Annotated in this window: 17 protein-coding genes; 2 read left to right on the top strand and 15 right to left on the bottom strand. The window is 62.3% G+C overall.

Annotated elements, in window-relative coordinates; all coding sequences use genetic code 11:
• Positions 1–31: 31 nt before the first annotated feature.
• Positions 32–3,979 (bottom strand): trifunctional transcriptional regulator/proline dehydrogenase/L-glutamate gamma-semialdehyde dehydrogenase, encoded by a 3,948-nt coding sequence (gene putA / locus PQQ53_RS02340; protein ID WP_408323204.1) that lies wholly within the window; start codon positions 3,977–3,979, stop codon positions 32–34.
• 305 nt (positions 3,980–4,284) lie between these two features.
• Here putA and PQQ53_RS02335 point away from each other — a divergent pair, with 305 nt between their 5' ends.
• Positions 4,285–4,455 carry a hypothetical protein gene (locus PQQ53_RS02335; protein ID WP_408139947.1) on the top strand — a complete coding sequence of 57 codons (171 nt, stop codon included), beginning with the start codon at positions 4,285–4,287 and terminating at the stop codon, positions 4,453–4,455.
• Between the two features lie 212 nt (positions 4,456–4,667).
• On the opposite strand, the gene PQQ53_RS02330 is transcribed toward PQQ53_RS02335, so the two are convergent.
• The 4 genes from PQQ53_RS02330 to hemE form a co-directional block, all read right to left on the bottom strand.
• Positions 4,668–4,916: a hypothetical protein gene (locus PQQ53_RS02330; RefSeq protein WP_408152749.1), complete on the bottom strand. Its 249-nt coding sequence runs from the start codon at positions 4,914–4,916 to the stop codon at positions 4,668–4,670.
• Between the two features lie 5 nt (positions 4,917–4,921).
• Positions 4,922–6,334: a YeiH family protein gene (locus tag PQQ53_RS02325; protein ID WP_408323203.1), complete on the bottom strand. Its 1,413-nt coding sequence runs from the start codon at positions 6,332–6,334 to the stop codon at positions 4,922–4,924.
• A gap of 169 nt (positions 6,335–6,503) precedes the next feature.
• Positions 6,504–8,750, bottom strand: coding sequence for a primosomal protein N' (locus PQQ53_RS02320; protein ID WP_408323201.1), 2,247 nt, complete (start codon positions 8,748–8,750; stop codon positions 6,504–6,506).
• A 464-nt stretch (positions 8,751–9,214) separates the two neighbouring features.
• Complete coding sequence (gene hemE, locus PQQ53_RS02315) at positions 9,215–10,315, bottom strand: uroporphyrinogen decarboxylase (protein ID WP_408323199.1); 1,101 nt, start codon at positions 10,313–10,315, stop codon at positions 9,215–9,217.
• A 219-nt stretch (positions 10,316–10,534) separates the two neighbouring features.
• Between hemE and PQQ53_RS02310 the strand changes: the two genes are divergently transcribed.
• Positions 10,535–11,326: a transporter substrate-binding domain-containing protein gene (locus tag PQQ53_RS02310; protein ID WP_408323197.1), complete on the top strand. Its 792-nt coding sequence runs from the start codon at positions 10,535–10,537 to the stop codon at positions 11,324–11,326.
• Positions 11,327–12,187: 861 nt separating this feature from the next.
• Here PQQ53_RS02310 and PQQ53_RS02305 read toward each other — a convergent pair.
• The 10 genes from PQQ53_RS02305 to PQQ53_RS02260 form a co-directional block, all read right to left on the bottom strand.
• A complete protein-coding gene (locus tag PQQ53_RS02305; protein WP_408323196.1) occupies positions 12,188–13,918 on the bottom strand; it encodes an AMP-binding protein in 1,731 nt (576 codons plus the stop codon).
• 237 nt (positions 13,919–14,155) lie between these two features.
• Positions 14,156–14,581 (bottom strand): F0F1 ATP synthase subunit epsilon, encoded by a 426-nt coding sequence (locus tag PQQ53_RS02300; RefSeq protein WP_073427836.1) that lies wholly within the window; start codon positions 14,579–14,581, stop codon positions 14,156–14,158.
• Between the two features lie 158 nt (positions 14,582–14,739).
• Positions 14,740–16,134: a F0F1 ATP synthase subunit beta gene (atpD, locus tag PQQ53_RS02295; RefSeq protein ID WP_042327173.1), complete on the bottom strand. Its 1,395-nt coding sequence runs from the start codon at positions 16,132–16,134 to the stop codon at positions 14,740–14,742.
• 116 nt (positions 16,135–16,250) lie between these two features.
• Complete coding sequence (gene atpG, locus PQQ53_RS02290) at positions 16,251–17,135, bottom strand: F0F1 ATP synthase subunit gamma (RefSeq protein ID WP_408139935.1); 885 nt, start codon at positions 17,133–17,135, stop codon at positions 16,251–16,253.
• A 139-nt stretch (positions 17,136–17,274) separates the two neighbouring features.
• Positions 17,275–18,816, bottom strand: coding sequence for a F0F1 ATP synthase subunit alpha (gene atpA / locus PQQ53_RS02285; protein ID WP_408139934.1), 1,542 nt, complete (start codon positions 18,814–18,816; stop codon positions 17,275–17,277).
• Positions 18,817–18,874: 58 nt separating this feature from the next.
• The gene (locus tag PQQ53_RS02280; RefSeq protein WP_408152742.1) at positions 18,875–19,414 is read right to left on the bottom strand and encodes a F0F1 ATP synthase subunit delta; all 540 of its coding nucleotides are present in this window, start codon (positions 19,412–19,414) and stop codon (positions 18,875–18,877) included.
• 2 nt (positions 19,415–19,416) lie between these two features.
• Positions 19,417–19,887, bottom strand: a complete 471-nt coding sequence (locus PQQ53_RS02275) for a F0F1 ATP synthase subunit B (protein ID WP_042327177.1) — start codon at positions 19,885–19,887, stop codon at positions 19,417–19,419.
• Positions 19,888–20,025: 138 nt separating this feature from the next.
• Positions 20,026–20,295 (bottom strand): F0F1 ATP synthase subunit C, encoded by a 270-nt coding sequence (gene atpE, locus PQQ53_RS02270; protein WP_007180033.1) that lies wholly within the window; start codon positions 20,293–20,295, stop codon positions 20,026–20,028.
• Between the two features lie 82 nt (positions 20,296–20,377).
• Positions 20,378–21,229: a F0F1 ATP synthase subunit A gene (atpB, locus tag PQQ53_RS02265; protein WP_408140395.1), complete on the bottom strand. Its 852-nt coding sequence runs from the start codon at positions 21,227–21,229 to the stop codon at positions 20,378–20,380.
• A 160-nt stretch (positions 21,230–21,389) separates the two neighbouring features.
• The gene (locus tag PQQ53_RS02260; protein WP_408139930.1) at positions 21,390–21,935 is read right to left on the bottom strand and encodes an ATP synthase subunit I; all 546 of its coding nucleotides are present in this window, start codon (positions 21,933–21,935) and stop codon (positions 21,390–21,392) included.
• Between the last annotated feature and the right edge of the window lie 43 nt (positions 21,936–21,978).

Raw genomic sequence — 21,978 nt, 5'->3', positions numbered from 1 at the left:
GTTTTCTTGTGAAGGGATCGATGAGGTTCGCTCAACCGATCGTCATCAAATTCGCATTGCCGCCTGCTGCTGCCGTATTCACGCTGACCGAGCGTTCCGTCAACAGACGCTCGAGCGCGTAATCCTCTTCACCGCTCTCGAGCGCCCGCGCCGCGACGCCCTGCACCGAGACGATCGGCCCCGGACGTTTCGCGACTTCCTTCACCAGCGCCAGCAGTTCGTCGCTGTCGCCTTCGAACAGCACGGCATCGAACGGCGTGTCGGCGCTCTTCTTGACGCTCGCGTACGACTTCAGCGACGCGGGCAGTTGCGACACCAATTGTTCACCCGCCGCGCCTTCGAACAGCGCACGATTTCCCGTAGCCAGCGCGGCGGCAAACTGCACGCGCGCACCGCTCGCCGTCGACGCGACACACAGCACCGTGCCGCGCGCGCCCAACGTGTAAGTATTGCGCTCGCCGGTGGGCCCCGACAACACTGCGGTCGCGCCCGCCGGCACATGCGACAGATAACCATCGCAGCGCGCGGCCAGTTGCGGCTGGCGTTCTGCGATCAGCCAGTCACGCAGCGCGGTCAATGCAGCGGACGGATTGTCGCCGTTTGCGGCGGCTTGCGGTACCTCCGCGACCAACGCCTTCGCGAGCGACTTCGGCAAACCCGCCGGACGCGTGGCGAGCAATCGCTGCAGATACAGCGCGCCCCCCGCTTTCGGACCCGTGCCCGACAGACCTTCACCGCCGAACGGCTGCACACCCACCACCGCACCGATCACGTTGCGGTTCACGTAGATGTTGCCGACGTGCGCGCGGCTGATCACATGAGCGATCGTTTCATCGATCCGCGTATGGATGCCGAGCGTCAGGCCATAGCCGGTCGTGCGGATCTGTTCGAGTAGCTTGTCGAGCTGGCTGCGGCGATAACGCACCACGTGCAGCACCGGGCCGAACACTTCGCGCTTCAGTTCGTCGATGCTATCGAGTTCGATCAGCGTCGGCGGCACGAAGGTGCCTTGTGCGCAACCTTCCGGCATCGGCAGTTGTTCGACCCTGCGGCCTTTCTCACGCATCGCCGCGACGTGCGCATCGATGCCGCGTTTCGCGTCGAGGTCGATCACAGGGCCAACGTCGATCGACAGGCGATCCGGATTGCCCACCGCCAGTTCACGCATCGCACCCGTCAGCATTTCGAGCGTGCGATCCGCGACGTCGTCCTGCAGACAAAGAACGCGCAGCGCGGAACACCGTTGACCGGCGGAGTCGAATGACGATTGCAGCACGTCCGCGACCACCTGTTCGGCGAGCGCCGACGAGTCGACAATCATCGCATTCTGGCCGCCGGTTTCGGCGATCAGCGGAATCGGTTTGCCGTCCGGATCGAGCCGGTTCGACAGCGTCTTGTTGATCAGGCGCGCGACTTCGGTCGAGCCGGTGAACATCACCGCACGAGTGCGTGGGTCGGCCACCAACGCCGCGCCGACCGTTTCGCCATCGCCCGGCAGCAGTTGCACCGCGCCCGCCGGCACGCCGGCTTCGCGCAGAATCCGCACGGCTTGCGCGGCGATCAGCGGCGTTTGTTCAGCAGGTTTCGCGAGCACGGTGTTGCCGGCTGCGAGCGCCGCCGCCACCTGGCCCATGAAAATCGCCAGCGGGAAATTCCACGGGCTGATACAGACCACAGGCCCCAGCGGACGGTGCGTGTCGTTCGAGAACTCGTCGCGGATCTGCGTGGAGTAGTAGCGCAGGAAGTCGATCGCCTCGCGGATTTCCGCGACCGCGTTCGCCAGCGACTTGCCGGCTTCACGCACCACCAGGCCCATCAGCGTGTGCATCTGCGCTTCGAGCAGATCGGCGGCACGCGCGAGGCAATCGGCCCGTGCGTCGACCGGAGTGGCTTGCCAGATCGGCGCCGCGGCCACTGCATGCGCGAGCGCGGCGCTCACGTGCTCCCGCGTCGCTTCGACGACCGTGCCGACCAGGTCGCGCTGGTCCGCCGGGTTGCGCACGTCGCGTGCCACACCACCGGTAGCCACGGCGATCTCGTTGTCTTCGAGCATCGGCGCGGCGCGCCACGGATGATGCGCGCTCGCCAGCAACGCCGACGACAACGACGCGAGGCGATGCTCGTTCGACAGATCGAGGCCCATCGAATTGAGGCGCTCGGCGCCGTACAGATTGCGCGGCAGCGGAATCTTCACGTGCGGCGCGCCGAGCGGCACGATCTTCGACGCTTCGTCGACCGGGTCGGCGATCAGATCCTTGATCGCGACGTTTTCATCGGCGATGCGGTTCACGAACGACGTGTTCGCGCCGTTTTCCAGCAGACGGCGCACGAGGTACGCGAGCAGCGTCTCATGCGTGCCGACCGGCGCGTAGACGCGGCACGGACGGTTCAACTTGCCAGCGGACAGCGGGCCGGTCACTTCCTCGTACAGCGGCTCGCCCATGCCGTGCAAGCACTGGAACTCGTACTGGCCGGGGTAATAGTTGTTGCCCGCGAGGTGATAGATCGCCGACAGCGTGTGCGCGTTGTGCGTGGCGAATTGCGGATAGACCGCGTCGGGCGCGCCGAGCAGCTTCTTCGCGCACGCGAGATACGACACGTCCGTGTAGATCTTGCGCGTGTAGACCGGATAGCCTTCGAGACCGTCCACTTGCGCGCGCTTGATTTCGGTGTCCCAGTACGCGCCCTTCACGAGGCGCACCATGATGCGGTGACGGCTGCGGCGCGCCAGATCGATGATGTATTCGATCACGAACGGGCAGCGCTTCTGGTAGGCCTGCACCACGAAGCCGATACCGTTCCAGCCGGCCAGCTCCGGATCGAAGCACAGCGCTTCGAGCAGATCCAGCGAGATTTCGAGGCGGTCGGCTTCTTCGGCGTCGATGTTCAGGCCGATGTCGTAGCGGCGCGCGAGGATCGCGAGCGAGCGCACGCGCGGCAGCAGTTCGCTCATCGTGCGTTCCTGCTGCGAGCGCGAGTAGCGTGCATGCAGCGCCGAGAGCTTGATCGAGATGCCCGGGCCTTCGTAGATGCCACGGCCGCCGGCGGCCTTGCCGATCGCGTGGATCGCCTGTTCGTACGATGCGTAGTAACGCTGCGCGTCGGCTTCGGTGGTGGCCGCTTCGCCAAGCATGTCGTACGAGTAGCGGAAGCCGCGCGCTTCGTATTTGCGGCTGTTGGCAAGCGCCTCGGAGATGTTCTCGCCGGTGACGAACTGCTCGCCCATCAGGCGCATCGCCATGTCGACGCCCTTGCGGATCAGCGGCTCGCCGCCCTTGCCGATCAAACGCGTCAGCGCCGACGACAGACTCGTTTCGCTATTGGTCGTCACCAGCTTGCCGGTGATCATCAAGCCCCAGGTGGCGGCATTGACGAACAGCGACGGCGCCTGGCCGACGTGCGATTTCCAGTCGCCCTTGCTGATCTTGTCGCGGATCAGCGCGTCGCGGGTTGCGCGATCGGGAATACGCAGCAGCGCTTCGGCGAGGCACATCAGTGCCACGCCTTCCTGGCTCGACAGCGAGAATTCGTGGATCAGTCCTTCGACGCCGCCGCCCTTGCTCTTGGTGCGCAGCGTTTCGACCAGTTTGCCGGCCATCGCCTGCACGTCGCCCGCGAGATTGGCCGGCAAGCGCGCCTGACCGAGCAGGAACGGCACGCACTCCGGCTCCGGACGACGGTATGCGGCCGTGATCGCCGCGCGCAGCACCGATTGCGGTTGCACGTTTTGCGCGAATTCGAGGAACGGATGCGACGCACCGTCTTCCTCCTGTTCGACCGCCGCGCCGTCGGCCAGATCGGCCGAACCGCTAGCGCCCGACAATTCAGGCGGCAGCTGGCCGTGCTCGATTTTCTCGAGATACGCGAAGATCGCCTGCTTGATCAGCCAGTGCGGAGTGCGTTCGAGGCGGGTGGCGGCATCTTTCAGCCGGGAACGCAGGAGGTCGTCGACCTTGACGCCAAGGGTGGTGCTAGCCATGTTTCCTTCTTCGGATACCAGATGAATGCCTGGTGAAAGACTAAAAGTTGGGCGAATCGTACGCCTCCAAATAAAAAGGTGCAACCAATTCCACAGAAAGGTTGCACCCTAATGAAAGCCTTATGTGACAGGGGTTTCCGGCCGACGGTGCCACTCGCGCCGACCCCGGTTGCGCTCAGTACTTTCCCTGGCGTGATTCTTTTTGCATTTGCCCTTATCAAATGATCCGGCGCGCCGTTATAGAGACATAGCGCGCGGCCTGAGGGCACGCAAAAAACGATACGGGGTTTTTGAGGACTGGCGAAATGGAAAAGTGGCTGGTGGTATTGGGCATCTGGGCGATGTGCGCGGCCTGCGCGGTGCTGTTCATTCGTGGCGCGACGGCGGGGTCGAGCAAACGCGTCGCCTCGAAGGCAGGCGCGCGCGCGGCATCGCACGCACCTTCGGGAGATACGCGAGCCGCTTTGAACGACTGAGTCGCACGCGCGGCGTGCCGGGCTACTGAGTGGAAAAGCGGTGCTTGCCGCCGCTGAACGTGGATTGGCGAGCTTGCGTCGCAGAGGATCGAGCTGAAGACGAGTTCGACTCGTGCGTCAGGCGGTTGAGGAAGTGCCGCGGGTCGCCACGAGCGTGGGTCGGCGAGCATGCGTCGCCGGGTTCAATCTCGACAACGAGGTCGACGCACGCGTCAGCGCGACGGGTGCGGCTCGAACTGCGCGCAGACATCGCCCGGCGAAACCAGCTGGTCATGAAGGCGGCACAGGCGGCTATCCGCGACGCTCGCGCCGAACCCCGAACTGAACACCGCGAGTCCCGGAATGCTTTGCTCGAGCGAATGCCGATCCTCGGCGCGGTGCCGACAGTCGGCGCAGCGCGGCGCGCACGCCGGCTGGTGCGCGTCCGCGGTCCTGTCGATGCGCTCGCCCCGGTGTGTCACGAGCCTCACCCGAGACTGTTCCAGTACGCCGCGAACATATGCGCGGACAGCACGTAGCCGATGACGATATTGACCACTACTCCCGCACTGAACGCGAGGAACGGCTTCAGGCCGGTCGCCGAGAGCGAACGCAGGCGCGTCGTCAGGCCGATGCTGAGGAAACAGAACGTGAACGCCCAGGTGCGCAATATGGTGATCGGCGCGACGAACTCGGGTGTGACGATCTTGCGGTAATCGGCCAGCGAATAGTGACTGGCGATCCACGTCACCAACGCGGACGCGATGACAAAGCCAATCACGAATTTCGGAAAACGCGCCCAGATCTCGCCCGCATTCGGCTTCGCTTTGACACCGCTATCCTGCGACTCCCAGCGCGTCGTCGCGACGATCGCCAGCACGAACGCCCAGATGCCGATCCAGATATCGCGGCCCACCACCTTCATCAGCGTGAACGCCTGCAGCGACGCCTCCGGCGCGCCGGCAATCGCGCCGCCCGCGTGCTTCGCGAAGTCGCCGTAGGCCTGTGCGGCGGCGATGCCGGCGGCGTCGGCGAATTCGGAGGTGCCGATCCACGCACCCGCGACCGCGGTGGATAGCCCGAGCGAGCGCGACGCGAACGGCAACACGAAGATCATCACGATCGCCCACAGCACCACCAGCGTAATCGCCACCGACGCCTGTTCGCGCTTGGCCCGCACCGCGCCGGCAATCGCGATCGCCGCCGACACGCCGCACACCGCGCCGCCCACGCCGAGCACCGCGGCGAAGCGCCGGTCGAGTCCGAACGCTCTGGCGGCAAAGAAGATTACGAAGAACGTCACGAGCGACACGATGGTCGCCTGCGCGACCGCCACCGGTCCGGCCCACACCAGAAGCGTGAACGGCAGCGTCGCGCCGAGCAGCACGATGCCGACCTTGATGTAGAACTCGACCCGCAAGCCCGCCGAAAACCAGTCGGGCAAGGTGAACAGATTCGAAATCAGCAATCCGAGCGCGAGCGCCACCAACGGCGGCTCCAGGTTGTACTTCGACGCGTTGACCCACGCGCCCAGCGTAAAGATCAGCGCCGAGGCGATGAAGAGAATCAGGAACGCCGCAAGGAATGCGCCGATACGCTGCTTCAGCAGCGCGAGACTTGCGCCGAACAGCAGCGCGAACACGATGAACAACGCGACGTAGTTCGGCAGATGCGTGCCGAGGTCCTGCGCCGCCTGGCCGATGCTCGACCATTTGGCCGGCGCGACCGCCAGCCACTTGATGCTGCTGCCCGACGCGAACAGCGCCCAGGCAATCACGATCACGAGCAGGCCGACCCACACGGCCAGCCAGTCTTCTGTCAGCAGGAGTCCGCCGCCGTGCGTGCCCTGGCGCCTGGCTGGCGTCGCGCCGCTCGGCACGGTCTGGTTGGTGTCGCTCATCACAATGCCCCGAGGAAGTTGAGGTGCATCGGCGCGGGAATATTGGAGTTTTGCCTGAATGTGCGCCGATTCGGCGAATATAGGCGAGCGGCGTCCCAAAACGAAACGACCATTCGCTCTATGAATATGACCTGAAGAAGTAATGCGGGCCGCCGGCTGGCGGCCGGCGTCAGATGTCGAGGGGATCGACTTCGAGATTCCAGCGCAGCACCCCTTTCAGGCCGCGCAGCAGCGGTTGCCACGCGCGCAGCGTGGCCTGCAGTGCGGCGCGCGACGCGCTTTCGATCAACAGTTGCGCGCGATGCACGTGCATCACCTTGACGATGGTCAGCGGCACGGCGTCGTACACGGTCACGCGCTCGGCGGCCGGGATGCCGGTCAGCTCCGCGGCGGCCTGCTGCAGAAAGGCGAGCGCGGCCTCCAGCGTACGACCCTCGGCGCGCAGCAACGCCTGATAGACGAACGGCGGCAGGTGCGCGTCGCGCCGCTCGGCCAGCGTCGAGTTGGCGAAACCGACGTAGTCGTGGCGGCCCAGCGCGTGGTACAGCGCGTGGCGCGGATAGCGCGTCTGCACGAGCACTTCGCCGGGCAGACCGGCTCGCCCCGCCCGGCCGCTCACCTGTATCAATTGCGCGAACAGGCGCTCACTCGCGCGGAAATCGTGGGAGAACAGCGCGGTGTCGGCATTGAGCACGCCGACCAGCGACACGCGCTGGAAGTCGTGCCCCTTCGCGATCATCTGCGTGCCGACGAGAATGTCGACCTCGCCCGCGTGGACATCGGAGAACAGCGCCTGCGCGCTGCCTTTGCGGCGCGTGCTGTCCGCATCGATGCGCAGCACGCGGGCGCCGGGCACCGCGCTCGCCAGCGTTTCCTCGACGCGCTGCGTGCCGCGCCCCATCGGCGCGATGTCGACGTTGCCGCACTCCGGACAGGAGCGCGGAATGCGCGACTCCCAACCGCAGTGGTGACAGCGCAGCGCGCGCTCCGGCTTGTGCAGGACGACGTAGGCGCTGCAGCGCGGACAGCCCGCCACCCAGCCGCACGCATCGCAGGCGAGTTGGGGCGCGTAGCCACGGCGGTTCAGGAACACGAGGCTCTGCTCGCCACGCTCGAGCCGCGCCCTGAGCGCGGCAATCAGCGGGCCCGACAAGCCTTCCACCGACGCTCGCCCGCGCCGGCGCTCCTCTTCGAGATCGATCAGCCTGACGGTGGGCAACACGGCGTCGGCTACGGCCCGGCGCGACAAGGTGAGCCGTTTGTAGCGCCCCTGATCGGCCTGCCACCAGCTTTCGAGCGACGGCGTCGCCGAACCGAGCACGACCGGCAGGCCCAGTTGCTTCGCCCGATAAATCGCCAGATCGCGCGCCGAATAGCGCAAACCTTCCTGCTGCTTGTAGGCCGGATCGTGCTCCTCATCGACGACGATGATCGCGAGCTTCGGCAGCGACGCCAGCACCGCGAGGCGCGTACCGAGCACGATGCGCGCGCGCCCGGTATGCGCGGCGAACCAGTGGCGGGCGCGTTCACCTTCCGCGAGGCCGCTGTGCAGCGTCACGATCGACGTGCCGTTTAGCGCGGCGAAGCGCGCGCGGAAAGCCGCCTCGAATTGCGGCGTCAGATTGATTTCCGGCACGAGGACAAGCGCCTGGGCGTCAGGCTTCGCGGCAAGAATCTCGGCGAGCGCGCGTAGATACACCTCGGTCTTGCCACTGCCCGTCACGCCGTGGAGGAGGAACGGAGCAAAGCCGTCCGCGTCACGAATCGCTTCGACGGCGGCCGTCTGCTCGTTCGTGAGCGTGGGGAGCACGGGCGCAGGCGCGGCGGGCGACGCCGGCGCGGCCTGCACTTCGGCGGCCTCGATGATGTCGAGCGCCACCCAACCCTGCGCTTGCCACGCTTCGAGGTTCGCAAGCGCTTTGGGGTGGAGCGCGCGAGCGTCGGCGCTCAGCAGGAAGTCGGCGTGGGCGAGCGACTGCGCGAGTTTTCGCAAGGCGCTCGCGCGAGCAGGCAGAGCGTCGGGCAGTGCGGCCCGGCCTTCAGGCGTGAGGCTGTAGCGCGCCTCCGGTGCGAACAGGCGCGACCAGCGCGACGCATCGCGTAACGCTTGCGGCAACGCGGGCAACGCTACCTCCCCTAGACCGCGCTGGTAGTAGTCCGCGGCGAAGGCGCTCAGCTTCAACCATTCCGCCGACACCGGCGGGCACGCGGTGCATGTGCTGCTGACCGAGCGCAGCCGGTTCGCCGGCACGTCGCTGTGAGTGGTCACTTCGCAGACGAGCCCGACCACATGCCGCTTGCCGAATGGCACGCTGACCAGCATGCCCGGCGCGACGGCTTCAGATGCGTCGTAACGGTAGTCGAACAGGGTCGGCAGCGGATGGTCCAGCGCGACGCGGACGAAGACCTCGCTCACGCGGCAGCACGGCGTGGGAGTGCTGCCGCGACGTGATGCCACCTCGCCACGCACATTGGACAAGCAGAGAGCCGATCGAAGTTAAAGTAAAACTTCAATAACAGCGCTAAGTTTTGGATTCCGCTGAACAATTGCAATCGAGCCGCTGGCCTGTGGATAACTTTGTTGAGAACTTCGCCCGGATGGGCCGCGAGCCGCGCTGCTAGGGCCTTCTGTGGGGTACCGCACATTTCGTCGAAAACCCGTCAAAGCCTTGCCTGACAAGGGTTAGATCAAACGCGCAGGCACTGTGCAAGGGTCAGGACACGACGAAAGCTTCTACTGCGCCGCAGCGTGGCAAATGTGCATAAGTCAAGTCTTGACAATCACGAGACCGCCATGCGACGGCCCATGGACAGCAATTTCCCCCTTAGGCCCAGAGCCCACTTCGCTGCATCGCAACAAAAATGGTAACGATTACGGCCTCACGTTAGTGCATGTGCGCCGCCGCGAATCGCGCGGCTGTGACGATGCACTTCGTCGACCAGTTCGGCGACGTTTTCCGGCGGCGTGAACTGCGAGATACCGTGCCCCAGATTGAAGACGTGGCCCGGATGATTGCCAAAACTGTCGAGCACCGCACGCGCTTCCATGCGAATCGCAGCCGGCGGCGCAAACAGCACCGAAGGGTCGATATTGCCTTGGAGCGCGACCTTGCCGCCCACGCGCTCGCGGGCTTTGCTCAGGTTCACGGTCCAGTCGAGACCGACTGCATCCACACCGGTCTCGGCGATCTCATCGAGCCACAGACCGCCGCCCTTCGTGAAGGTGATGACCGGCACTTTCTCGCCGTCGTGGTCGCGCTTCAAGCGGCTCACCACCTGCTGGATGTATTGCAGCGAAAAGCGTTGATACACGCCGTCCGCCAGCGCCCCGCCCCACGTGTCGAAAATCATCACGGCTTGCGCGCCGGCTTCGATCTGCGCGTTCAGGTAGGCGGCGACCGAGCGTGCGTTGACGTCGAGAATCCGATGCATCAGATCCGGACGTGCGTAAAGCATCGACTTGACGGTGCGGAAGTCCGCCGACCCGCCGCCTTCGACCATGTAGCAGGCCAGAGTCCACGGGCTGCCCGAAAAACCGATCAGCGGCACGCGCTGGCGGCCTTGCGCGTCCGTGAGCGCGGTCCGAATTTCGCGAACGGCGTCGGTCACATAGCGCAGCGTGGCGTCGATGTCCGGTACCGCGAGGCGAGCGACGTCGTCTTCCGTGCGCACCGGGTGGGCGAATTTCGGCCCCTCGCCGGTGACGAACTCCAGTCCGAGACCCATGGCGTCGGGCACGGTCAGGATGTCGGAGAACAGGATCGCGGCGTCGAGCGGATAACGATCGAGCGGCTGAAGGGTGACTTCCGTCGCGAACGCCGGACTTTTTGCAAGCCCAAGGAAACTGCCCGCGCGACCCCGCGTGGCGTTGTATTCCGGCAGGTAGCGACCAGCCTGCCGCATCAGCCAGATCGGCGTGTAGTCGGTCGGCTGGCGCAGCAGCGCGCGCAGGAAGGTGTCGTTCAGGAGTTTATGGGCCACGTTTCGTACGACTGAGGGCAAAGGGGCATTTTACCGGAGCGCGCTCGCGCCATCGCGCCCGATGCGACCAATAACTGTCCGGCCGCACAGTGGCGACAGTTTTCCGTAGCAGCCTGCCGCATGTCACCCTGGCTGAATGGCCGATGTTCAAGCCAGCTTCGCCGAGCTACTATCGGACCGTCTTACCAGACAATTACATACATAAAACCAGGAGACTCGATGAACAAGCTAGTACTTGCCGTCCTCGGCGCCGTCGCCGGTATTTTGATGCACGCAGGTGTGGCCGGCGCGCAAACCAGTAGCGCTGCGCCGTCCCGGCTCGACGAGATTGTCAGCCGCGGCACGTTGCGCGCCTGCACGACCGGTGACTACAAACCCTATTCGTTCTACAAAGGGGACGGCCAGTTCGAAGGCATCGACATCGACATGACGGAGTCGCTCGCCAAATCGCTCGGCGTGAAGGCGGAGTTCGTCAAAACGACATGGTCGAACCTGATGAACGACTTTGTCGCGAAATGCGATATCGGTGTGGGTGGGGTGTCGCCAACGCTCGAGCGGCAAAAGCGCGCGTTCTTCACGCAGGCTTACATGATCGACGGCAAGACGCCCATCGTGCGCTGCGACGACGTCAGCAAGTATCAGACTGTCGCGCAAATCGACCAGCCGTCGACCCGCGTGATCGTCAATCCGGGCGGCACCAACGAGCGTTTCGCGAAGCAGTACTTTGCGCATGCGAACCTGACCGTCTATCCGGACAACGTGACGATTTTCAAGCAGATCCTCGCGGGGAAGGCCGACGTGATGGTGACGGACGCGTCGGAAACCTTGTTGCAGCAGAAGCTGAATCCCGGTCTTTGCTCCGTGCATCCGGACAAACCGTTCCAGTATGGTGAGAAAGCCTGGCTGCTGCCGCGCGGCGATGTAGCTGTCCAGCAGTACGTCGACCAGTGGCTGCACCTTGCGCGGGCGACTGGCGAATATCAGGCCATTTCGGATAAATGGTTGAAATGAAGCAGCACTCGGCCCCGCTTTGATGCGTGAATCAGCAATATAGGCGACCAGCCAGTACCAATTGGTTCTGGTGGCGGCCACGATCGTGTAACGAAGTTGGCCCGGTTTAAGCAAATTCTTAACAACGACGCGAAATTCTTAATTTCGTGTATTGGCCCCTTAGGACCGATTCAAAAAGACTGAAGTGTTGCAAAGCAACACTTCAGTCCCGGTTTTATGTACTAAATTTCCTGCGTCCTGAGACCACCTGTAACACGGGAGATTTTTCCCATAAAAGGTGCGCATGCAACCATTTCATGCGGAATCGACTGAACATTTACGCCGCAATATGCGACACGAATAGCATCAATCATGCGTATGAAATTGCGAGCCAGTCATCAGTAAAAATTACGTTTCGAACGCTCCGAACTGGCAATTAATCCCGTAGCGCCTTATCTGGCGGGCGTTACAACCTGAAACACTTTGTTACCGCGCCGCTAGAGTAATTCGCCCACAATGCCTCAACGGTTTCAACACGGATGTGGCTGGGTGCATGGTGTGAGCGGATACGATGCACTTGCCGGTCGGCCTATGCCGAAGCCCTGAGAAGGGGCATCCCTGCTGGAGTCGTAGCCGGCGCAGGGTCGCCGTCTCCGTTGCTCCAACTTTGGTCTCCTCGCGCTAACCCCGTAGCGTGTGGTTTTTAGCGGGCTCCAGGCCCGCTTTTTTTTCGTCTGGCCAAACGTTTGCGCGTAATTCATTCCTCCGGCTTTGCTTCTATTGGAGAGGGGTTCGCGAATCTCATCAAACGGTTCTTCTGGCTTTTCTTCGCGCCGCACGGGGTTTGCTGTCAACAGTTGCCAGCGCGGCTCTGCCCAGGCGTTATGCTGTCTTGTCTTCCCGCAACTTCAATTCGCTGATCATCCGTTCGCGCATGATGAATTTCTGCACTTTGCCGGTCACCGTCATGGGCAGTTCGTCGACGAAACGGATGTACTTCGGCACTTTGTAGTGCGCAATTTGCCCCTGGCAAAATTGCTGAATCTCTTCCGCGCTCGCCTGTTCGCCCGAGCGCAGCACGACCCACGCGCAGACTTCCTCGCCGTACTTCGCGTCGGGTACGCCGAACACCTGCACGCTCTGTATTTTCGGGTGGCGGAACAGAAATTCTTCGATCTCACGCGGATAGATGTTTTCCCCTCCACGAATCAGCATGTCCTTCAATCGGCCCACGATGTTGCAGTAGCCCTCGGCATCGAGCGTTGCCAGATCGCCGGTATGCATCCAGCCGTCGATCACGCTTTCGCGCGTCTTCGCCTCGTCGCCCCAGTAGCCCCGCATCACCGAGTAGCCCCGCGTGCACAGCTCGCCGGTCTCGCCCACCAGCACGATCTCACCGAGCGGATCGACGATCTTTACCTCCAGATGCGGCTGAATGCGGCCCACCGTGGTGGTGCGTTTGTCGAGCGGGTCGGTCGTCGAACTCTGGAACGACACCGGGCTGGTTTCCGTCATGCCGTACGCAATCGTGATCTCGCTCAGATGCATTTTCGAGACGACCTTCTTCATCGTTTCGATCGGGCACGGCGAGCCCGCCATGATGCCGGTGCGCAGTTGCGAGAAGTCGTAGCTGGCGAAGTCAGGGTGATCGAGTTCTGCGATGAACATGGTCGGCACGCCATGCAAGGCGGTGCACTTTTCTTCGGCCACGGCGACGAGGGTCGCGGCGGGGTCGAAGCCCTCGCCTGGAAACACCATATTCGCGCCAACCGACACGCACGCCAGCACCGACAGCACCATCCCAAAACAGTGGTACAGCGGGACGGGTATGCATAAGGCGTCCTGCTCCGTCAGCCGCATCGCCATCGCGATGTAGCGCGCGTTGTTGACCACATTGCTATGGGTTAGCGTTGCGCCTTTCGGATTCCCCGTCGTGCCGCTCGTGAACTGAATATTGATCGGCTCATGGCATGTCAGCGTTGCGCCAAGGGCTTCGAGCTGCGCCGTGTCGAGCGTCGCGCGTCCCTGTTCAATCAGTTCGGAAAAGCACATCATGCCAGGCGTTTCGGTGTCGCACATGCGAATCACGTAGCGCAACTCCGGCAACCGTGCGGCGTGAAGTTCGCCCGGCACCTGCGTCGCCAGCTCGGGGGCAAGCTCCTGCAACATCTCGAGGTACATCGACGTCTTGAAACGCTCGGCGGCAATGACCGCCTTGCAACCGACCTTGTTCAACGCGTATTCGAGTTCCGCGAGTCGATAGGCCGGATTGATGTTGACCAGCACCGCGCCGATCCGCGCGGTCGCGAATTGGGTGAGCAGCCACTCCACGCGGTTCGGCGACCAGATGCCGACGCGGTCGCCCTTCGCGATGCCGAGTGTGAGAAGGCCGGCCGCCAGCACGTCCACTTCGTCTGCAAATTCCTTCCACGTCCAGCGAATACGCTGCTCGCGAAACACCACGGCCGGGCGGTCGGCGAAGCGCTGGGCCGTGTCGCGAAGAAACTGGCCGACGGTCGCTTCGCTCAACGGAATTTCGGTCGACCCGCGCACATACGAAAGTCCGTCTTTGGGTTCGATGAGTGCCCCTTCGCCTGACACGTGCGTTGCCATGGTGTTGTCTCCGTGAGCGGAAGCTCGCCCGATTGAAATGAATTTGAAATCGATTGTGCCACCGGCATGCGCTCTTACGGCATCAAGTCTTACCCGCAGCGCATCGCGCAGACTTTTGTGCGACAAGGCCTGCAGTCGATTCGATCACGTGATTTTGTTGACCTTTCCGTAAACGTCAACCAGTACTCAAAAAAAAGCAGCCACGAAGGCTGCTTTCTCTCTGATACGTGTACTGCCTTAGTTCTGACCACGCAGCTTGCGCAGACGCTGAATCGCAGCGAGCTGAGCCGTCGCGTACGCCAGTTCCGCTTGCGCGGTGGCGTATTCGAGGTTCGAACCCGTGTTTTGCAGCGCTTCTTCCGCACGCTTGCGAGCATCTTCAGCCTTGGCTTCGTCGAGATCCTTGCCACGGATCGCGGTGTCGGCGAGAACCGTCACCGCGCCCGGCTGGACTTCGAGGATGCCGCCGGCGACGAACACAAACTCTTCTTCGCCGTTCTCAGCTTCGATGCGCACTGCACCCGGACGAATCCGCGTGATGAGCGGCGTGTGGCCCGGCAAAATGCCGAGTTCACCCGCTTCGCCCGGCAGCGCGACGAACTTCGCCTGGCCCGAGAAGATCTGCTCTTCCGCGCTGACGACGTCTACTTTAATGGTTGCCATAACTGTCGACTCCTGTCGACGAGGGTTAGCGCTTTAGCGCCGACTCTCGTCCCATGCAAGGCTGAGGTGAGCGTAGTGAGAGGCGCCCGCTTTGCGTTCCGATACAGCAACCATATCGACACGCACGAGGCCGGCGCCCGCTTCGTTACACCCGACCCTTACTGGATCTTCTTGGCCTTTTCGAAGGCTTCGTCGATCGTGCCGACCATGTAGAACGCTTGTTCCGGCAGGTGGTCGCATTCGCCTTCAACGATCATCTTGAAGCCACGGATCGTTTCCTTCAGCGGCACGTACTTACCCGGCGAACCCGTGAACACTTCAGCGACGTGGAACGGCTGCGACAGGAAACGTTGGATCTTACGAGCGCGCGCAACCGCGAGCTTGTCTTCCGGCGCAAGTTCGTCCATGCCCAGAATCGCGATAATGTCGCGCAATTCCTTGTAGCGCTGCAGCGTTTGCTGCACGCCACGCGTGATCGAGTAGTGCTCTTCGCCGATCACGTTCGGGTCGATCTGACGCGAGGTCGAATCAAGCGGGTCGACTGCCGGGTAGATACCCAGCGAAGCGATGTCACGCGACAACACGACGGTCGCGTCCAGGTGGCCGAAGGTCGTAGCCGGCGACGGGTCGGTCAAGTCATCCGCAGGGACGTACACGGCCTGCACCGACGTAATCGAGCCGGTCTTGGTCGACGTAATACGCTCTTGCAGCTTGCCCATTTCTTCAGCCAGCGTCGGCTGATAGCCCACTGCCGACGGCATACGGCCGAGCAGTGCCGACACTTCCGTGCCTGCCAGCGTGAAACGGTAGATGTTGTCGACGAAGAACAGCACGTCGAGGCCTTCGTCACGGAAGTGCTCAGCCATCGTCAGACCGGTCAGCGCGACGCGCAGACGGTTGCCCGGCGGCTCGTTCATCTGGCCATACACCAGCGCGACCTTGTCGAGAACGTTCGAGTCCTTCATTTCGTGATAGAAGTCGTTCCCTTCACGGGTACGCTCGCCAACACCGGCGAACACGGAGTAACCACCGTGTTCCTTGGCGATGTTGTTGATCAGTTCCATCATGTTCACGGTCTTGCCCACGCCGGCGCCACCGAACAGACCCACCTTACCGCCCTTAGCGAACGGGCAGATCAGGTCGATAACCTTGATGCCGGTTTCGAGCAGCTCGGTCGACGGCGACAGTTCGTCGAACGCCGGAGCCTTCTGGTGAATACCGCGAACCACGTCCGAGTTGATCGGGCCGGCTTCGTCGATCGGGCGACCCAGCACGTCCATGATCCGGCCGAGAGTCGGCTTGCCGACCGGCACGCTGATCGGCTTGCCCGTGTTCTTCACGACCGTGCCGCGGCGCAGACCGTCCGATGCACCCAGACAGATGGTACGGACGACGCCGTCGCCCAGCTGTTGCTGGACTTCGAGGGTCAGTTCCGAACCTTCGAGAATGAGCGCGTCGTAAATCTTCGGCATGTCCGAACGCGGGAATTCCACGTCGATCACCGCGCCGATGCACTGTACGATCTTGCCTTCTACCAAAGCAGTAGTACTCATCGCTTTTCCTTTAGATACTCAATTCTTCACTCGCGCAAAGGCGCAATTTCGATGGGGCCGCCAAGGTGGGATGCGCCTCACGGGCGCACACGAAGCGGCGTGACTGACCGTCAAGGTCAGACTGCCGCCGCGCCACCGACGATTTCCGACAGTTCTTTCGTGATCGCGGCCTGACGGCTCTTGTTGTACACGAGCTGCAGTTCGTTGATGACCGTCTTCGCGTTGTCCGAAGCGGCCTTCATCGCGACCATCCGGGCCGACTGCTCCGATGCCATGTTTTCCGCGACGGCCTGATAGACCAGCGCTTCGACATAACGCACCAGCAGTTCGTCCACCACTGCCTGCGCATCCGGCTCGTAGATGTAGTCCCACTGCGTGCTCGGCGTCGTGCCGTCTTCTTCCTTGCGCTCGAACTGGTCTGCCGACAGCGGCAGCAGTTGCTCGATCACCGGCTCCTGCTTCATCGTGTTGACGAAGCGCGTGTACGCCAGGTACACGGCCGAAACCTTGCCTTCCGAGTACAGGTCGAGCTGCACCTTCACCGCGCCGATCAGCTTTTCCAGATGCGGCGTGTCGCCCAGATGCACGACGTTCGACACCACCTTGGCACGCAAACGGTTCAGGAAACCCAGACCCTTGGTGCCGATTGCAGTTGCTTCGAACGTCTTGCCCTGGCCTTCCAGTTCCTTGAACTTCTGCATCGACGCGCGCAGCACGTTGGTGTTCATCCCGCCGCACAGACCCTTGTCGGTCGTGACGAGGATGATGCCGGCCGCTTTCGCGCCTTCGTTCGACACCATGAACGGGTGACGATACTCGGGGTTCGCACGGCTCATGTGCGCAGCGATGTCGCGGACCTTGTCGGCATACGGGCGAGCAGCGCGCATGCGCTCCTGAGCGCGGCGCATCTTCGATGCGGCCACCATCTCCATCGCTTTCGTGATCTTGCGCGTGTTTTGCACGCTCTTGATCTTGCCGCGAATTTCCTTCATTCCAGCCATTGCTTGCTCCTTGTCGGCCCGAGTTAGCGCTTTAGCACTTACTCGGGTCCCATGCAAAGCGATCGAAGCGGCGCGGGGGCATTCACATACGGCCCGCTCCGCTTCAAGGTCCGTTTATGCCTTGCGGATCACTCGCGGATCAATAAGCGCCGGACTTCTTGAAGTCTTTGAGGACCGTGTGCAGCAGGCCTTCGTCGTCCTTCGAGAGTTCCTTGGTATCTTCGATGCGCTTGACCAGGTCAGCGTGGCTCGACTTCAGGTGTTCGCGCAGGCCCTTTTCGAACGGCAGGACTTGCGAGACTTCGAGGTCGTCGAGGTAGCCGTTGTTCGCTGCGAACAGCGAAACAGCCAGTTCCCACACTTGCAGCGGCTGATACTGCGGCTGCTTCAGCAGTTCCGTCACGCGGCGGCCGCGCTCCAGCTGCTTACGGGTCGCTTCGTCGAGGTCCGAGGCGAACTGCGCGAATGCTGCGAGTTCACGGTACTGCGCGAGGTCGGTACGGATACCGCCCGACAGCTTCTTCACGACCTTCGTCTGAGCCGCACCACCCACGCGCGACACCGACACGCCGGCGTTAATTGCCGGGCGGATACCTGCGTTGAAGAGGTCGGTTTCCAGGAAGATCTGGCCGTCGGTAATCGAGATCACGTTCGTCGGAACGAATGCGGTCACGTCGCCTGCTTGCGTTTCGATGACCGGCAGTGCCGTCAGCGAACCGCTCTTGCCCTTCACTTCGCCGTTCGTGAACTTCTCGACGTATTCTTCCGAGACGCGAGCAGCACGCTCCAGCAGACGCGAGTGCAGATAGAACACGTCACCCGGGTACGCTTCGCGGCCCGGCGGGCGGCGCAGCAGCAGCGAGATCTGACGGTATGCCCAAGCCTGCTTGGTCAAATCGTCATAAACGATCAGCGCGTCTTGACCGCGGTCGCGGAAGTATTCGCCCATCGAGCAGCCCGCGTACGGCGCGAGGTACTGCATCGCAGCCGATTCCGAAGCCGAAGCGGCCACGACGATCGTGTATTCCAGCGCGCCGGTTTCTTCCAGCTTACGCACCACGTTCATGATCGACGAAGCCTTCTGGCCGATCGCGACGTAGATACAGAAGAGGTTCTTGCCCTTCTGGTTGATGATCGCGTCGACTGCGACTGCGGTCTTGCCGCACTGGCGGTCGCCAATGATCAGCTCACGCTGGCCACGGCCAACCGGCACCATCGCGTCGATCGACTTCAGACCGGTCTGGACCGGTTCCGACACCGACTTACGCCAGATCACGCCCGGCGCAATCTTTTCGATTGCGTCGGTCTTCTTCGCGTTGATCGGGCCCTTGCCGTCGATCGGGTTGCCGAGTGCGTCGACCACGCGGCCGAGCAGTTCCGGACCCACCGGCACTTCGAGAATGCGGCCCGTCGTCTTGACGATATCGCCTTCCGAAATGTGTTCGTACTCACCCAGAATCACGGCGCCGACCGAGTCGCGCTCGAGGTTCAGTGCGAGACCGAAGGTGTTGCCCGGGAATTCGAGCATTTCGCCCTGCATCACTTCCGACAGGCCGTGAATACGCACGATACCGTCGGTCACGGAGATCACGGTGCCCTGGTTGCGAACGTCTGCGCTCGCTTCAAGGCCCTGGATCCGGCTCTTGATCAGCTCGCTGATCTCAGAGGGATTGAGTTGCATTATTCGCTCCTGATAGTCAATTCTGTTGCGTGCCAGCCGCTTCAGCGCCTTGAGCGCTTCAGGCCGTCAGAGCCGTCTGCATGCTGGCAAGCCGCGCGCGGACCGAGGTATCGAGCACTTCGTCGCCGACCGTCACGCGCACGCCGCCGATCAACGACGAGTCGACTTCGACCGTCGGCTTCAGCTTGCGTTTGAACTTGCGTTCGAGACTTGCGACGAGTTCGTTCAACTGCGCGCCTTCGAGCGGGAATGCGCTGACGATCAGCACATCGGCCGCCCCTTCGCGGGCGTTCTTCAACTCTTCGAACTGCACGGCGATTTCCGGCAGCAATTGCAGGCGATGGTTGTCCACCAGCATTTGCACCAGATTCTTCGCTTGCGCGTTGTCCCTGAGCGGCGACTTGACCGCGGCCAGCAGCAGTTCGCTGACCTGAGCGCGGCTTACTTTCGGGCTCGAGGAGATCGACAGCACTTCGGGCAGACGCGCAACCTGTGCCAGCTCCTGCACGAGGGTGGACCAGGCGGCGATGTCACCAGCTTCGGCCACGCCAAACAGCGCTTCTGCGTACGGACGGGCGATGGTTGCAAGTTCGGCCATGATCAGAGCTCGGCTTTCAGTTGATTCAGCAGGTCAGCGTGAGCTGCCTGGTCGACTTCGCGCTTCAGGATCTGCTCGGCACCCTTCACAGCGAGTGCAGCAACTTCGCCGCGCAGCGTTTCGCGCGCCTTGACGACTTGCTGGTCCGCGTCGGCCTTCGCTTGCGCGATGATGCGAGCGGCTTCAGCTTGTGCCTGAGCCTTGATTTCGTCAGCGACTGCCACCGCGCGCTTTTCCGCGTCGGCGATACGTTGCTGACCGTCGTTGCGTGCCTGGGCGAGTTCCTGGTCGACGCGCTTGTGGGCAGCTTCAAGTTCTTGCTTGCCCTTTTCAGCAGCCGACAAACCGTCAGCAATCTTCTTCGAGCGCTCGTCGAGGGCGTTGATCAACGGCGGCCACACGAACTTCATCGTGAACCACGCGAGGATCAGGAACACGACCATTTGCGCAAACAGGGTTGCGTTGAGATTCACGGTGTTTCCTTAAACGTTGCTAGTTCGGAAAGTGAAACGGCAAGGCGCTCATCGATTCTGTATTCGATCAGCGCCCCAGTGCCCGTTCCGCCCTGCGCCTTTACCAGTTATAGCTCAGGCGCAAACTTCCGAGGAACCTCAGCCTGCCAGCTTCGACAGCAGCGGGTTCGCGAACGCAAACAGCATTGCCACACCAACGCCAATCAGGAACGCCGCATCGATCAGACCAGCCAGCAGGAACATCTTGGTTTGCAGCGGGTTCATCAATTCCGGCTGACGAGCACATGCTTCGATGTACTTGCCGCCCATCAGGCCGATACCGATACAGGCGCCGATTGCACCCAGGCCGATGATGATGCCGATACCGATGGCGGTCAGACCCTGGATGTTGGCGATGAAAGCTTGCATGATCACTCCTTTGTGAAAAGTCTTTTAGAACTGGTTGGAACTGGGATTTAAAAACTAAAGCGATTCTTTTTGACGGCGCAGGTTAGTGCGTGTCGTGTGCCTGGCCGATGTACACCAGCGTCAGCATCATGAAAATGAACGCCTGCAGCAGAACGATCAGGATGTGGAAGATTGACCACACTGTGCCGGCGATCACGTGGCCGATGAAGCCAAGCACCGTCGTGTCCGCGCCGAAGCTCCAGATGCTGCCGAGCAGGGCAATCAGCAGGAACAACAGTTCGCCCGCGTACATGTTGCCGAACAGCCGCATGCCGAGCGAGACCGTCTTCGCGACGAACTCGATGATGTTCAGTGCAAGGTTCGGGATCCACAGCAGCGGATGCGCGCCGAACGGAGCGGACAGCAGTTCATGCACGAAGCCGCCTGCGCCCTTGATCTTGAAGTTGTAGTAAATCATCAGCGCGAACACACCGAGGGCGATGCCGAGCGTGCCGTTCAGGTCGGCGGTCGGCACGAGGCGGTGGTGCGGGATGGCTTCGGACAGACCCAGCCAGCCAATCACATGGCCCGGCAGGTCGACAGGGATAAAGTCGAGCGAGTTCATCAGCGCGACCCAGACGAACACGGTCAGGGCCAGCGGCGCGATGAAGGTGCGCGTGCCGTGGATCATCGACTTCGATTGATCCTCGACCATTTCGACCAGCATTTCGATCGCGCACTGGAAGCGGCCGGGCACACCGGACGTCGCCTTGCGGGCAGCGAGATGCAGAATGAAGATAGTGGCCAGACCGCAAACGATCGACCAGAAAAGGGTGTCCAGATTCCACACATGAATGTCGAAAATCGACGTCTGGTGCGCGGTGGAAAAGTTCTGCAAGTGGTGCGCGATGTACTCGGACGGATCCATTGCGCGCGTGCCTTCGCTAGCTGCCATATCGTTAAAGCCACCCAAATTGTCGAAAATCGTCTTAGCCGTACCCGCAGCAATGCTGTATTGCGGGAACACGCCGGGTGCGGACCGTGTCATATCCGCACACCTGGTGCCGGCGCTGCGCGCCAGCCTGAATTTTTTGCTGCTAACTGTTTCTGCTACCTTAGCGCCACGCCAAGGCGATCCAGTAAGTCTTGAGCGCGATGAGGTAGGTCACGAGCAGCGGCACCCAGCGTACGTCGTGATACCAGAAAGCGATGGCTACAAACATCGCAATCGTTGTCCCCATCTTGAGCGCTTCGCCGATCATCCAGCTCATCACTGTCTCGGCGCCGCTCAGCGTTCTAAGGCGTGCCGCGAACAGCGCGCCAGGGATCCAGCAAATCGCCCCCCCGAGGAACGCGGACAGCGCAGCAGCGCCCGGCGGCTTGTAGAACAGCCACCACACCAGCGTAGCACCCAGGGACAAAACCATTTGCGCCACCACAACCTTGAAAGGCGTGACGCGCGATGGACGACTCACGTTAGGACCAAACAGCTTTTCAGCCTCGGCCCGCGTGAGCGGAACGATATTGTTATCTTCTTGCTCGACGCCCCATGGCTCGTCATGCGTAACTTGTTGGCCGGTGGACGAATCGGAAACGGAGCGTTCAGCGCGGTGTCCGTCGGGCCCATTCTTCGGCGCTTGATTCGACGTTTTGACCGCCATCGCAGTGTTCCGAAAGTCTTGTTCAGCTCGCGAGCTTTCGCTG

Source organism: Paraburkholderia strydomiana, from assembly GCF_046030495.1.
Lineage (GTDB): Bacteria > Pseudomonadota > Gammaproteobacteria > Burkholderiales > Burkholderiaceae > Paraburkholderia > Paraburkholderia strydomiana_A.
The sequence above is the reverse complement of the archived record's forward strand: the minus strand, read 5'-3'. Positions and strand labels throughout refer to the sequence as shown.

Coding starts and splice junctions, on each gene's coding strand:
- PQQ53_RS02260 (WP_408139930.1), bottom strand. CDS start 21,935: ATGGCGGTCAAAACGTCGAATCAAGCGCCGAAGAATGGGCCCGACGGA.
- atpG (WP_408139935.1), bottom strand. CDS start 17,135: ATGGCTGGAATGAAGGAAATTCGCGGCAAGATCAAGAGCGTGCAAAAC.
- atpB (WP_408140395.1), bottom strand. CDS start 21,229: ATGGCAGCTAGCGAAGGCACGCGCGCAATGGATCCGTCCGAGTACATC.
- atpA (WP_408139934.1), bottom strand. CDS start 18,816: ATGCAACTCAATCCCTCTGAGATCAGCGAGCTGATCAAGAGCCGGATC.
- PQQ53_RS02305 (WP_408323196.1), bottom strand. CDS start 13,918: ATGGCAACGCACGTGTCAGGCGAAGGGGCACTCATCGAACCCAAAGAC.
- PQQ53_RS02335 (WP_408139947.1), top strand. CDS start 4,285: ATGGAAAAGTGGCTGGTGGTATTGGGCATCTGGGCGATGTGCGCGGCC.
- PQQ53_RS02300 (WP_073427836.1), bottom strand. CDS start 14,581: ATGGCAACCATTAAAGTAGACGTCGTCAGCGCGGAAGAGCAGATCTTC.
- atpE (WP_007180033.1), bottom strand. CDS start 20,295: ATGCAAGCTTTCATCGCCAACATCCAGGGTCTGACCGCCATCGGTATC.
- PQQ53_RS02310 (WP_408323197.1), top strand. CDS start 10,535: ATGAACAAGCTAGTACTTGCCGTCCTCGGCGCCGTCGCCGGTATTTTG.
- putA (WP_408323204.1), bottom strand. CDS start 3,979: ATGGCTAGCACCACCCTTGGCGTCAAGGTCGACGACCTCCTGCGTTCC.
- PQQ53_RS02325 (WP_408323203.1), bottom strand. CDS start 6,334: ATGAGCGACACCAACCAGACCGTGCCGAGCGGCGCGACGCCAGCCAGG.
- PQQ53_RS02280 (WP_408152742.1), bottom strand. CDS start 19,414: ATGGCCGAACTTGCAACCATCGCCCGTCCGTACGCAGAAGCGCTGTTT.
- atpD (WP_042327173.1), bottom strand. CDS start 16,134: ATGAGTACTACTGCTTTGGTAGAAGGCAAGATCGTACAGTGCATCGGC.